Consider the following 13,096-nt stretch of genomic DNA (forward strand, 5'->3'; position numbering starts at 1 on the left):
GACAAGGCGCTTCGCTCGCAATGACGGGGGAGACTGGCGCTCAGACCGCCAGCACCGTCGCGATCGCGCGCAGGTCCTGCCAGGACAGCCGCTTGTAGGACGGCGAGCGCAACAGATAGGCCGGATGGAAGGTCGCGATCGCGCGGATGGTGCGCTTGCCGGTGTCGTAGTCGCGCCATTTGCCGCGCGTGCGCATGATGCCCTCGGTGGTGCCGAGCAGCGCCTGGGTCGACGGGTTGCCGAGCGTCACCAGCACGTCCGGATCGACCAGCTCGATCTGGCGGCGGATGAACGGCAGGCAGATCTGCGTCTCCTGCGGCGTCGGCGTGCGGTTGCCGGGCGGCCGCCAGGGAATGACATTGGCGATGTAGACCTTGCTGCGGTCGAGCCCGATGGCGGCGATCATGCGGTCGAGCAGCTTGCCGGAGCGGCCGACGAACGGCAGGCCCTCGATGTCCTCGTCGCGGCCGGGCGCCTCGCCGACCAGCATGACGCGTGCCTGCGGATTGCCGTCGGCGAACACCAGCCGCGACGCCGTCTGCTTCAGCGCGCAGCCGTCGAAACTCTCCAGCAGCTCGCGCAGCGCCTCCAGGGTCGGCGCTGTCCGCGCCGCCTCGCGGGCCGAGGCGACGGCCGCTTCCGGCGGAGGCGGCGGTTCGCCGCGCGGCGGAATGATCGCCGGCGCCGCCAGCCGGCCGGCCTGCGGCGCCGCCGACTGACGGGCGGCAGGAGCGGCAGCAGCCGCGGCCTCAGGCTCCACCAGCCTGTTGATCGGCTCGTCGGCGAGCGCGCAATCGACTCCCGCCTCCAGATAGAAGGCGAGCAATTGGCGGACGTCGGGGAGAGGCTCGGGGGTCATCATGATCGATCGTCGCCACAGTGTACGCCGCCTCGGCGCATGGCGGAATGCATTTCGGTGGTTGTCCTGCCCCGAAAAATCGGAAACAAGAGCTTGGAATAACCCAAAAAAGGGACGGAACGCCCTAGTGTTCCGGCGCCAGCCTTCGCTCCCCTCGGGACCTGCCCATCAGCGAACCGCCGGCGCCTCCAGGAACCCTAGTTAAGTCATTGTTGCTGTTGCAGCTCCGGGTTTGACCTTTGCACGCGCCAGGGGGATGCAAAGGCCAGATCCACTGCACCGGCCGGGCCTGAGATTGAGAGACATGAGCACCGAAGAGTTACCTCCGCGCGAATCCATGGAGTTCGACGTTGTCATCGTCGGCGCCGGCCCGTCGGGCCTGACTGCCGCGATCCGGCTGAAGCAGCTCAATGCCGACCTCAACATCGTCGTGGTCGAGAAGGGCTCCGAGGTCGGCGCGCACATCCTGTCCGGTGCGGTGATCGATCCGGCTGCGCTCGACAAGCTCATTCCCGATTGGCGCTCGGACGATGATTGCCCGCTGAAGACCCAGGTCAAGGTCGACAAGTTCTTCTGGATGACCGGAAGCAGCGCGATCCCGCTGCCGGGCTTCGCGATGCCGCCCTTGATGGACAACCATCATTGCTACGTCGGCTCGCTCGGCAATGTCTGCCGCTGGCTGTCGCGCAAGGCCGAGGCGCTCGGCGTCGAGATCTATCCGGGCTTCGCGGCCACCGAGGTGCTGTATGACGAGCAGGGCGCGGTGCGCGGCATCGCCACCGGCGACATGGGCATCGGCAAGGACGGCAAGCCGAAAGCCTCGTTCACCCGCGGCATGGAGCTGCTCGGCAAGTACACGCTTTTCGCCGAGGGCGCGCGCGGCAGCCTGTCCAAGCAGCTGATCGCCAAGTTCGCGCTGGACGCCAAGAGCGAGCCGGCGAAATTCGGCATCGGTCTCAAGGAAGTCTGGCAGATCGATCCGGCCAAGCATCAGAAGGGCCTGATCCAGCATTCGTTCGGCTGGCCGCTCGACATGAAGACCGGCGGCGGCTCGTTCCTGTATCACTATGACGACAACCTCGTCGCGGTCGGCTTCGTCGTCCACCTGAACTACGACGATCCCTATCTGTCGCCGTTCGAGGAATTCCAGCGCTTCAAGACCCATCCCTCGATCCGCGGCGTGTTCGAGGGCGGCAAGCGGCTTGCCTACGGGGCGCGCGCGATCACCGAGGGCGGCTATCAGTCGGTGCCGCGGCTGTCGTTCGCCGGCGGCGCGCTGATCGGCTGCGCGGCGGGCTTCGTCAACGTGCCGCGCATCAAGGGCGTGCACAATGCGATGGGCAGCGCGATGCTCGCGGCCGAGCACGTCAATGCCGCGCTCGCATCCGGCCGCGCCAATGACGAGCTGGTGAGTTACGAGAACGCCTGGCGCGGCTCGCCGGTGGGCGAGGACCTGTTCAAGGTCCGCAACGTCAAGCCGCTGTGGTCGAAGTTCGGCACCGTGCTCGGCGTCGTCCTCGGCGGCTTCGACATGTGGTGCAACACGCTCGGCTTCTCGCTGTTCGGCACGCAGTCGCACGCCAAGCCCGATCGCGCCACGCTCGATCCCGCCAAAGCGCATCAGCCGAAGCCTGCGATGAAGCCGGACGGCAAGCTGACCTTCGACCGGCTGTCCTCGGTGTTCCTGTCGAACACCAATCACGAGGAAGACCAGCCGGTGCATCTGAAGGTCGCCGACATGGCGCTGCAGAAGAGCTCCGAGCACGACGTCTATGCCGGGCCGTCCAACCGCTATTGCCCGGCGGGCGTGTACGAATGGGTCGAGGAGGGCACGAGCCCGCGCTTCGTGATCAACGCGCAGAACTGCGTCCACTGCAAGACCTGCGACGTCAAGGATCCCAACGGCAACATCACCTGGGTTCCTCCGGAAGGCGGCGGCGGGCCGAACTACGAGGCGATGTAGCCTCGCATACGCACGATTGCGTGAGTCGGCTGCCCCGGGGAGGGCAGCCGGCCACGATACGGCCATACTGGCGCGGTTTGACGCAGGTCACCTTCGCCAAAGGGGCTCCCGGCTGACCCGAATATCCTGCAAATCCTTGCGGTTGGCCGCCAAACGCGGCATTGTCGGCGCCTTGAAGAGCTGCCGATCGGGTTCGTGTCCGTACCGATCCGTCATTTCCAACAACCAGAGCGCACCGTGATGTTGTCAATTCGCAATCGCTGGACCGCAATTGCCGTTTCTGCCTTGCTGCTCCCCGGTGCCGTCCTGGCCCAGACGCCGGATCATCCTGCGGATAACGCCGCAAAATTTCCAACCAGCGTCGATCTGAAGTCGCTCACCACATCGGGCAGCTATCTGGCGGCCCGCCACGCCAGCGTCGAGCGCGACGCAGCCTCGGCGGCGGCGTTCTACCGCTCGGCGCTACGCAGCGACCCGAAGAACAACGAGCTGCTCGACCGCGCCTTCATCTCCTCGGTTGCCGATGGCGACATCGACGAGGCCGTGAAGCTCGCCGAGCGCGTGCTCACGATCGACAAGTCGAACCGCATCGCGCGGCTCGTGGTCGGCGTGCAGGACATCAAGCAGAAGAAATACGCGGCTGCCCAGACCAACATCAACCAGTCGGTGCGCGGGCCGATCACCGATCTCGTCGCCACCTTGCTGTCGGCGTGGGCCGCGGCGGGCGCGGGCGATTCGAAGACCGCCGTCGCCAATATCGACAAGCTGACCGGTCCCGAATGGTATCCGCTGTTCAAGGACCTTCATGCCGGCATGATCCTGGAGCTGGCCGGCAAGGAGAAGGACGCCGGCACCCGGTTCGAGCGCGCCTACAAGCTCGACGATTCGATGCTGCGCATCACCGAGGCCTATGCGCATTGGCTGTCGCGCAACAAGGATGCGGCGGCGGCGACCGCGATCTATGAAGCCTTCGACAAGAAGCTCGCGCGCCATCCGCTGGTGCAGGAGGGCCTGCGCGAGACCAAGGCCGGCAAGAAGCTGCCGCCGCTGGTCGACTCGCCGCAGGCCGGCGCCGCCGAGGCGCTGTACGGCATCGGCGCCACCTTGAGCCGCCGCGGCGGCGAGGATCTGGCGCTGGTCTATCTGCAGCTCGCGCTGCACCTGCAGCCGAATCATCCGCTGGCGCTGCTGTCGCTCGCCGATCTCTACGAGACGGTGAAGAAGCCGCAGATGGCGATCAAGGTCTATGAGCGCGTGCCGGCGAGCTCGCCGCTGAAGCGCAACGCCCAGATCCAGCTCGCCACCGATCTCGACAGCGCCGACCGCAGCGACGAGGCGATCAAGATCCTCAAGGACGTGATTGCCCAGGATCCGAAGGATCTCGAGGCGATCATGGCGCTCGGCAACATCGAGCGCGGCCGCAAGAAGTTCGCCGATTGCGCCAAGACCTATTCGCTCGGCGTCGATTCGCTGCCCGCCAACAACGACAAGGCCAACAGCGTCTATTACTACTATCGCGGCATCTGCCTGGAGCGCTCCAAGCAGTGGCCGAAGGCCGAGGCCGACATGCGCAAGGCGCTCGAGCTGCAGCCCGACCAGCCGCACGTGCTGAACTATCTCGGCTATTCCTGGATCGACCAGGGCATCAATCTCGACGAAGGCATGAAGATGATCAAGCGCGCCGTCGAGCAGCGGCCCGACGACGGCTACATCGTCGACTCGCTCGGCTGGGCCTATTACCGCATCGGCAATTACGAGGAGGCGGTCAAGAACCTCGAGCGCGCGATCGACCTCAAGCCCGAGGATCCGACCATCAACGACCATCTCGGCGACGCCTATTGGCGCGTCGGCCGCAAGCTGGAAGCCAAGTTCCAGTGGGCCCATGCCCGCGACCTGAAGCCGGAGGCCGAGGAGCTGCCGAAGATCGAGGCCAAGATCCAGAATGGCCTGCCCGATGATCCGGCGCCCGCTGCGGCCAGCAACGACACCAAGGACACGCCGTCCGACGCCAAGAAGGACGATGGCAAGGGCGGCTAGTTCGTCCTGATCGCGATATGAGAGCCATCACGGGCTCCTCGGCTTGCCGGGGAGCCCGGATGATTTTGATGAAGGGGGGGCGGTTGTCGGCCACGTCCGTTTCGGCCTGAGCCGCAGCGCGTTGGCAACCGACCTCCACCACCGAACATGCTGGGGGCATTGCGCTGATGTTGGCGTCCACGGTCACCGGCGCGCTGCAGGAGCAGGGGCGCGCCAAGGTCAATCTGACCCTGCGGGTCGTCGGCCGCAGGGTCGACGGCTATCATGATCTCGAAAGCGTCGTTGCTTTTGCCGACTGCGCGGACCAGCTGACGCTGGTGCCGGGCCCGGAGCTGACGCTGACGACGACCGGTCCTCTGGCGGACGCCTGCGGCGAGACCACGGACAATCTGGTGCTGAAGGCGGCGCGGCTGCTGGCGGAGGCCGTTCCCGGCCTGAAGCTCGGCGCCTTCACCCTCGAGAAGGTGCTGCCGGTCGCGGCGGGCATTGGGGGCGGCTCCGCCGATGCGGCGGCGGCGCTGCGGTTGCTGGCGAAACTGAATGGCCTGTCCCTGGACGACCCGCGCCTCGCGGCGGTGGCCTTGAAGACCGGCGCCGACGTGCCGGTTTGCGTGCCCTCGCGCGCCTGCACCATGACGGGCGTCGGCGAGAACCTGCAGCCGCTCGCGCTTCCCGTCCTGCCCTGCGTGATGATCAATCCGCGCGTGCCGGTGGCGACCAAGGACGTGTTCCAGGCGCTTGGTCTCAAGCCGGGCGATCTGCTGATCGGGGTGACGGATGTTCTCACCGCGCCGTCCTGGCCGAAGGCCGGAGCCTCGGTCGGCGGCTGGGTCGATGCACTCGATCAGGTGCGCAACGACCTCGAGCCGCCGGCGCTGAAGGTGCAGCCGATCATCGGCACCGTGCTCGAGGCGCTGCGCACGAGCGCGGGCGTGCTGCTGGCGCGGATGTCGGGCTCCGGCGCGACGTGCTTTGCGATCTATGGCAGCAAGGCCGACGCGAAGGCCGCCGGCGCCGCGATCGCCGCCGCGCATCCCGAATGGTGGGTGCATGCGGGGACGCTGAGCTAACTCATCAGCATCTGCGAAACGACTGCCCAATACAGCGCCCTCGCCCCCAAGGCGAAGCTTCGCTTCGCCTTGGGGGCGAGGGCGCATTCACGAGGCACCGCAGTCGCAGCGGCAGTCGCTAGAAGCAACTAATGCGACCGCGCCAGACAGAACGCCACCACCTGCTCCAGCGCGGTCTTCATCGGTGAGGCCGGGAACAGCGCCAGCGCATCGACGGCCATCGCGCCATAGTGATGCGCGCGGCTGATCGTGTCCTCCAGGGCGCGGTGCTTGTTCATCAGCCCGATCGCATGGTCGAGATCGTGATCGCTGATCTCGCCGCGCTCCAGCGCCTTGATCCAGAAGGCACGCTCGCTGTCGCTACCGCGGCGGAACGCGAGCACCACCGGCAGCGTGATCTTGCCCTCGCGGAAATCGTCGCCGACATTCTTTCCGAGCTTGGCGGCCTTGCCGCCATAGTCGAGCACGTCGTCGACGAGCTGGAAGGCGATGCCGAGATTCATGCCGAAGGACCGCGAGGCGGTCTGCTCGGCCTTGGGCCGATCGGCGAGCACCGGCCCGACCTCGCAGGCGGCGGCGAACAGCTCGGCGGTCTTGCCGCGGATCACGGCGAGATATTCGTCCTCGGTGGTGGCGGTGTTCTTGGCGGCGGCGAGCTGCATCACCTCGCCCTCGGCGATGGTGGCGGCAGCGGCGGAGAGAATGTCGAGCGCGCGCAGCGAGCCGACCTCGACCATCATGCGGAACGCCTGGCCGAGCAGGAAGTCGCCGACCAGCACGCTGGCCTCGTTGCCCCACAGCATGCGCGCGGACAATTTGCCGCGGCGCATTTCGCTCTCGTCAACCACGTCGTCATGCAGCAGCGTCGCCGTGTGCATGAACTCGACGGCCGCGGCGAGCTTGACGTGACCGTCGCCGGTGTAGTCGGTGAGATGAGCCATCGCCAGCGTCAGCATCGGCCGCAGCCGCTTGCCGCCGGAGGAGATCAGGTGGTTTGCGACCTCCGGGATCATCGTGACGTCCGACCCGGTGCGCGACAAAATCGTAGCGTTGACCCGTTCCATGTCGGCTGCGACCAGCGCGACCAGCCCATCGATGGAGGCTCCCGATGGACTCTCGAAAGGTACGATAACCGCCACTCTGGTCTCCGATTTTGCTATGCTCGAAACGACAATAGAAACTGCGGCCGCAGGCGGCAAGGGCAGACACGGAACCTTGACCCAGGCCTTGTTGACCCAAGCCTTCTTCTTGACCCAGGCCCGCATGGAGACATAACGATTGAAGGAATTGGTTCGGACCAATGATATCGTGCTGGTTTCGGCGATAGGGGCGCTGCTCGACGGCGCCGACATCCATCACCTCGTGCTCGATCAGAACATGAGCATCATCGAGGGCTCGCTCGGCATCCTGCCGCGGCGGATCCTCGTGCATGAGGACGACATTCTCCAGGCCCGGCGGCTTCTCACCGACGCCGGTCTGGCGCATGAACTGCGCCCTGATGAGTGACGCTGTCGACATTTCGGAGGACGCCTTGCTCGGCGGCCAATTGCGCCTGCGGCAGCCCACGACGGGCCATCGCGCCGGCCACGACGCAATCCTGCTGGCGGCGGCGACGGCCGCGCGTTCGGGCGATCGCGTGGTCGATCTCGGTGCCGGCGTGGGGACGGCCGGGCTGGCCTTGGCCCGGCGCGTGGGCGGTCTCAGCTTGACGCTGGTCGAGCGCGAGCCGGATCTGGCGCGCCTCGCGCGCGACAACGCACGCGCCAATGCGTTGCCGGCGGAGGTCGTGGCGCTGGACGTCGCCGCGGACGCGGCTGCTTTCGCTGCCGCAGGGCTCGGGTCCGATAGTGTCGACGTCGTGCTGATGAATCCGCCGTTCCACGATGTTGCCCGTCACCGTGCCTCGCCCGACGCCGCGCGCGCGACCGCGCACATGGCAACGGCGACGACGTTGGAGATCTGGACGCATGCCGCGCGGCGGATGCTGAAATCCGGCGGCGTGCTGACCTTGATCTGGCGGGCCGATGGTTTGAGCGAGGTGGTCGCGGCGCTGGCGCGCGGCTTCGGCAGTCTTGCCGTTCAACCGGTGCATGGCCAGGCGGGCAAGCCGGCGATCCGTATCCTGGTCCGGGCCGTTAAGGGAGGGCGGGCGCCGACCCAGATTCTCGCCGGAGTGGTGCTGAATGAGGTGGCAGGCGTGCCGAATGACGAGGCCGTGCGCGTGCTGTCGGGGCAGGGGGCGCTGGCCTTGAGCACCCCCTGAACGGTTGATCGTGGTCGGGCGTTATTGCGTCTGAGCTTCCGACTGGCGTTCGGTTACCGTCGTGAAACGGATCGCAGTCAATAGAGTACCGATCAGCAGCATCAACAGGTAGACCTTCATGTATTCCTCCGCCGCACTCTGCACCTTGTGCTCGCCGTGCAATTGCCCAGGGCATTGCAAGGCTCGTTCCAGCCCTTTGGATGGCAGCGGCGCGATAAAAAATGGTAAATCCGAGGTAACTGGGTGGCCTATAGAGTGATTTAAATCCGCGCAATTTTGCCGTGTGGAGTGCTAGGCCGCATCGTTGAGTTGCGAAAGCTCCTCAAGGTCCACATTGAAGTTGAAGTCCATCTGTATCGGTTGATCCGGGCACCGGCGCTCGCTGTAGCTGTCCATGTCGTTTTTGAGCTGCCAGCACTGTCCCAAGATCTGGTTCCGGCGATTGGCAGCAGCGATCTCCATGAACGGCCGGTCAGCGTTCAAGTCGTCCCACTTCATCACCAGTTGGCCATCCTCTCGAACGCGCGCAGCGTAATACTTTCGGACACTCCTTCCCTTACTGTCTTTCACGTGCTGCAAGCCCATGGCGCGGCCAATTCGCTCCGCGCACTGGCTGACAGCCATGCCGCGAGTTAGCTGGTACCGTTCATTTGCGACCGCCCACTCAGCTATCTGCTCCCGAGTCGCTGGCCAGCTTCCTCCGGCAGCCCGGTAGTCTTCAACAATCTTTACAAGCTGTTCGTTCAGGGTAGCCATTTCATGCTCCGTTTAAACTCGGAATCGGCGGAACGGTCCCCCAGCCGTCCGTCAGTGCCACTTGAGTTATTATTTCTCTGACCTTGACCAAGTATTTGTGGAAGTGCGTGTAAGGCACCTCGTCTCTGAACTGCAATTGGCCAACTACCAAGCCCGGATGAACGCCAATGCGCTTCGCAAACAGCATGATGCGCTGCTCGGAATAGAGCGGCCTCACCCTCAGAATGAAGCTATCCAGTTCACTCTTTGGAACCAGAAACTCGCTGGCCGCGGTGTTTGCCTTTACTTCTGGAGCTGGCAAGGGCTGTTTGCTCTGCAAGCTCTCGGTAAGCTCAAGGTCCAGAACCATCCCATCCTTATTCAGGATGTGTTCGATCTCGTGGCGTAACACGAACCAAAAATTGTTCACGCGGTCGAAGCGTACTGACAGGGCAATCACTGGCGCCTGATCAATCCAAAACACCGCTCCATCAATCTTGGCTCCCGGCAAGAACTCCACGATCACTAGCCGAACGCCTGCTGCAGTCAAAATTTGCGGAACCTGCCGAATCTCCTCCGGCGCAGCTAAAAGTTCGCGCAATTTTGAAAGTGCAGCCCTGAGCTTCTGCTCAGAATAGGCCGGGGCGGTTACTCCCAGCGCCAACTGATGTGCGCGACGCAGCCAAGCTAATTGTAGAGGACTCCTCTCGTCGTATTGGTTTGCCTTTGCTGCGTGGGCAAACTGAGGTGTGTCGTTGATCGACTGGATGCCGTAAAAACGACAAATCCGATGCTCGACGACATCAAGGTTGTCGGACGGCTCGATCCACTTCCGCTTGATGATCTCGCGAACGGGAAACTTCGAATATAGATCGGCTCTTCGCCCAACAGCTTCGTCAGCGGGCTTCGCTCGGGAAAGGCGGTATGCGCTCTCAAGGTTCAGCCAATACAGGGCATCGTCGTCCCCAAACGCCTTAGCTAAACCGAGCGCTGTCTCCGGCGTGACCTGCTTCTTTCCAGCAATAAGTTCATTCACGAGCTGAGTCGGTCTTCCCATGATCTGGGCAAGATCACCCTGCGTCCATCCGCGAGCGTCGAGCTCATCTCGGATGAAGTCTCCGGGGGGGAAAACCTCGGCTGGTGCGCGGGCAGGCATTTCGTTTCAGTTTCCTCAGTGGTAGTCCACAATTTCAATGACGTAGATGGTCTTGTTGGGGGCTGCGCCGCGGAGTTCCACGATCAACCTCCATTGGTCGTTCAGCCTCATGGAGTATTGTCCGGCGCGATCGCCTGACAGCTTCTCAAACCGAAACGACCGTCGCGCGTAAAGCGTACGTTCGTCTCCGGCTGCGCGGATATGCTGCATCGCCCGTCGATAGGCCTTCACAAGTGTGTCGGCGAACCCGGCGCTATAGGTTGCGTCGGTTTCTAAGCGGTCCAGGGACTGATCTTTGAAGGTCACATCCATGGATGTTCCCTATATAGGCTCACTTCGGCCTTTGTCAATATGACTATCACCCCTAGGGTGATAAAATGGTTATAATGACTGAACCCGCTTGGTCTCCGAGCGAAGCCCCCGATGGAAACGGGGAGAGGAGAGCATGCCAGAGATGTTCTGGCCTAGTTCACTGAGAACCACTAAGTCACTTTGGGCGTTGCGGTTTGGCAGGTTCCGACCCATCGCATGTGGAAAAGTGCCGAGCCCCGCTGCGGCGGAATTACTGCAGGTTCCGAGGTAACTGAATGGTGGACAATTTGACACAACCCAGCGATGCAGCCGGGCTATTCGATCGGCTGAAGGCGCTGCTTCCGGCGCGGCTGCGCGGCGTCCCGGTGGTGCCGGTCGTCCGTCTGTCCGGCGTGATCGGCGCGGTGACGCCGTTGCGGCCGGGGCTGACGCTCGCGGGCGTCGCCAAGGTGCTGGAGCGGGCGTTCTCGATGCGCAACGCCAAGGCCGTGGCGCTGGTGATCAATTCGCCGGGCGGCTCGCCGGTGCAGTCGCGCCAGATCTACTTGCGCATCCGCCAGCTCGCGGCGGAGAAGAAGCTGCCGGTGCTGGTGTTCGTCGAGGATGTCGCGGCGTCCGGCGGCTACATGATTGCGTGCGCCGGCGACGAGATCTTCTGCGATCCGTCCTCGATCCTCGGCTCGATCGGCGTGGTCGGCGGCTCGTTCGGGCTGCAGGACCTGATCAAGAAGATCGGCATCGAGCGCAGGCTCTATACCGCCGGCGAGCACAAGGCGATGCTCGATCCGTTCCTGCCGGAGAATCCCGACGACGTGGCGCGGCTGAAGAAGATCCAGCGCGAGATCCACGCGCTGTTCATCTCGCTGGTCAAGGAGAGCCGCACCACCCGGCTGAAGGGCGCCGACGATGTGCTGTTTACCGGCGAGTACTGGGCCGGCGACAGCGCCGTCACGCTGGGGCTGGCGGACGCCATCGGCGACCTCCGCGCGGTGCTGCGCGCCCGCTTCGGCGACAAGGTCGCGATGCCCGTGGTGGCGCCCGCCGGCGGCCTGCTGTCCGGGCTGCTCGGACGGCGGGCGGCAGGCGCCGGGAGCCTGGGGATCGGTTGGACCGGGCTAGCGGAGGAGCTGATCTCCGCGGTCGAAACCCGGGCGATCTGGGCTCGTTTCGGGTTCTAGAACCCGGGGGGCGCGCCATTTCGCCCCTCGCAATCCGATTGCGGGGGGAACCGGGATCGGCGACAATGGGAATCGGGGTGGCTCTGTTCATGAACGAGGATCGACCAATGCCGCCGTTCGTTGCTTTCGCGGGTATGCTGGGCGGGCTAGCCGTGGTTCGCTGGGCCTACAAGGCCGCGCAGAAGATCAACCGCGAGCTCGAAGAGGCGCGGCTGTCACGCGTCGCTGAGGCCGCGCGGGCCGCCGAGATCAAGACTCTGCGCCGCGATCCCGTCACCGGCGCTTACCGGCCGGGCTGACACGCTCCGCCGACCTTCGAACGACGGGACGTCGCCGTCGTTTCGAGGGCCCTATTGCCTTGATTCCTGATGGCCCCGCCGATACGGTCCGCGCGCTTTTCCGACGCCTGCGAAAGACCGATACCGACGATGGACTCGCTGCCTCTGCACATGCGCCCCGAACGTTCGTTCCAGGGCTTCATCCTGGCCCTGCAACGGTTCTGGGCCGAGCAGGGCTGCGTGATCCTGCAGCCCTACGACATGGAGATGGGCGCCGGCACCTTCCACCCGGCGACGACCTTGCGCGCGCTCGGGCCGAAGCCGTGGAATGCCGCCTACGTGCAGCCGTCGCGGCGGCCGAAGGACGGCCGCTACGGCGAGAATCCGAACCGGATGCAGCACTACTACCAGTTTCAGGTGATCATGAAGCCGTCGCCACCGAACCTTCAGGAATTGTACCTGAAGTCGCTCGGCGCCATCGGCATCGACGCCGCCGTGCACGACATCCGCTTCGTCGAGGACGACTGGGAGAGCCCGACGCTCGGCGCCTGGGGTCTTGGCTGGGAGTGCTGGTGCGACGGCATGGAAGTGTCGCAGTTCACCTATTTCCAGCAGGTCGCGGGCTTCGAATGCGCGCCGGTCGCGGGCGAGCTCACCTACGGCCTCGAGCGCCTGGCGATGTACGTCCAGGGCGTCGACCGCGTCTATGACCTCAACTTCAACGGCCGCGACGGCGACGCCAAGGTCACCTATGGCGACGTCTTCCTGCAGGCCGAGCGCGAATATTCGCGGCACAATTTCGAGCATGCCGACACCGACATGCTGTTCGAGCAGTTCAAGATGGCCGAGGGCGCCTGCCGCAAATATCTCGACGCCGGTTGGCGTGACGGCAATCGCCGGGAGCACCAGATGGCGCTGCCGGCCTACGACCAGTGCATCAAGGCCAGCCACGTCTTCAACCTGCTCGACGCCCGCGGCGTCATCTCCGTCACCGAACGCCAGAGCTACATCCTGCGCGTCCGCGAGCTTGCCAAGGCCTGCGGCGAGGCTTGGCTGCATACGGAAGCGGGCGGGGCGGGCGCTGGATAGAACGAACGCGGCTGCGTCCGGGGCCTCATGGTTCGAGACGCGCCGCCGGCGGCGCTCCTCACCATGAGGGTCTTTCGGATCTCGCCGCAAAATCAGACCTCGTCCTGAGGAGCCCGCCTTCGCCGGGCGTCTCGAAGGACGGTGGGAGGCAAGCTG

Annotated in this window: 13 protein-coding genes; 8 read left to right on the forward strand and 5 right to left on the reverse strand. The window is 64.7% G+C overall.

Annotated features, from left to right (window positions below):
• Positions 1-40: 40 nt before the first annotated feature.
• Positions 41-859, reverse strand: coding sequence for a uracil-DNA glycosylase (locus ACQR10_RS21655; RefSeq protein ID WP_316217387.1), 819 nt, complete (start codon positions 857-859; stop codon positions 41-43).
• Between the two features lie 304 nt (positions 860-1,163).
• Between ACQR10_RS21655 and ACQR10_RS21660 the strand changes: the two genes are divergently transcribed.
• From ACQR10_RS21660 to ACQR10_RS21670, 3 genes are all read left to right on the forward strand, one after another.
• Complete coding sequence (locus tag ACQR10_RS21660; RefSeq protein ID WP_316217298.1) at positions 1,164-2,822, forward strand: electron transfer flavoprotein-ubiquinone oxidoreductase; 1,659 nt, start codon at positions 1,164-1,166, stop codon at positions 2,820-2,822.
• Between the two features lie 240 nt (positions 2,823-3,062).
• Entirely contained in the window at positions 3,063-4,859 is a 1,797-nt protein-coding gene (locus ACQR10_RS21665) for a tetratricopeptide repeat protein (RefSeq protein WP_315802828.1), read from the forward strand.
• Between the two features lie 167 nt (positions 4,860-5,026).
• Positions 5,027-5,929 (forward strand): 4-(cytidine 5'-diphospho)-2-C-methyl-D-erythritol kinase, encoded by a 903-nt coding sequence (locus ACQR10_RS21670; RefSeq protein WP_315802829.1) that lies wholly within the window; start codon positions 5,027-5,029, stop codon positions 5,927-5,929.
• A 128-nt stretch (positions 5,930-6,057) separates the two neighbouring features.
• Here ACQR10_RS21670 and ACQR10_RS21675 read toward each other — a convergent pair whose 3' ends face one another.
• Complete coding sequence (locus tag ACQR10_RS21675) at positions 6,058-7,068, reverse strand: polyprenyl synthetase family protein (RefSeq protein WP_315717243.1); 1,011 nt, start codon at positions 7,066-7,068, stop codon at positions 6,058-6,060.
• Positions 7,069-7,207: 139 nt separating this feature from the next.
• Here ACQR10_RS21675 and ACQR10_RS21680 point away from each other — a divergent pair, with 139 nt between their 5' ends.
• Positions 7,208-7,435, forward strand: a complete 228-nt coding sequence (locus ACQR10_RS21680; protein WP_315802830.1) for a DUF2007 domain-containing protein — start codon at positions 7,208-7,210, stop codon at positions 7,433-7,435.
• Positions 7,428-8,192 (forward strand): tRNA1(Val) (adenine(37)-N6)-methyltransferase, encoded by a 765-nt coding sequence (locus ACQR10_RS21685; RefSeq protein ID WP_434912064.1) that lies wholly within the window; start codon positions 7,428-7,430, stop codon positions 8,190-8,192. Before ACQR10_RS21680 ends, ACQR10_RS21685 begins: the two co-directional genes overlap by 8 nt.
• A 291-nt stretch (positions 8,193-8,483) precedes the next feature.
• On the opposite strand, the gene ACQR10_RS21690 is transcribed toward ACQR10_RS21685, so the two are convergent.
• The 3 genes from ACQR10_RS21690 to ACQR10_RS21700 are packed head-to-tail and all read right to left on the reverse strand — an operon-like array spanning position 8,484 to position 10,395.
• A complete protein-coding gene (locus tag ACQR10_RS21690) occupies positions 8,484-8,948 on the reverse strand; it encodes a hypothetical protein (protein WP_316217296.1) in 465 nt (154 codons plus the stop codon).
• 1 nt (position 8,949) lies between these two features.
• Positions 8,950-10,083, reverse strand: coding sequence for a helix-turn-helix domain-containing protein (locus ACQR10_RS21695; RefSeq protein ID WP_316217295.1), 1,134 nt, complete (start codon positions 10,081-10,083; stop codon positions 8,950-8,952).
• Between the two features lie 15 nt (positions 10,084-10,098).
• Positions 10,099-10,395 carry a type II toxin-antitoxin system RelE/ParE family toxin gene (locus ACQR10_RS21700; RefSeq protein WP_316217294.1) on the reverse strand — a complete coding sequence of 99 codons (297 nt, stop codon included), beginning with the start codon at positions 10,393-10,395 and terminating at the stop codon, positions 10,099-10,101.
• Positions 10,396-10,670: 275 nt separating this feature from the next.
• On the opposite strand from ACQR10_RS21700, the gene ACQR10_RS21705 reads away from it, so the two are divergent.
• From ACQR10_RS21705 to ACQR10_RS21715, 3 genes are all read left to right on the forward strand, one after another.
• The gene (locus tag ACQR10_RS21705; protein WP_315802832.1) at positions 10,671-11,573 is read left to right on the forward strand and encodes a S49 family peptidase; all 903 of its coding nucleotides are present in this window, start codon (positions 10,671-10,673) and stop codon (positions 11,571-11,573) included.
• A gap of 107 nt (positions 11,574-11,680) precedes the next feature.
• Positions 11,681-11,872, forward strand: coding sequence for a hypothetical protein (locus tag ACQR10_RS21710; protein WP_315802833.1), 192 nt, complete (start codon positions 11,681-11,683; stop codon positions 11,870-11,872).
• A 129-nt stretch (positions 11,873-12,001) separates the two neighbouring features.
• The gene (locus tag ACQR10_RS21715; protein WP_315802834.1) at positions 12,002-12,940 is read left to right on the forward strand and encodes a glycine--tRNA ligase subunit alpha; all 939 of its coding nucleotides are present in this window, start codon (positions 12,002-12,004) and stop codon (positions 12,938-12,940) included.
• Positions 12,941-13,096: the final 156 nt, after the last annotated feature.

It is taken from the genome of Bradyrhizobium sp. HKCCYLRH2060 (assembly GCF_051168135.1).
GTDB lineage: Bacteria > Pseudomonadota > Alphaproteobacteria > Rhizobiales > Xanthobacteraceae > Bradyrhizobium.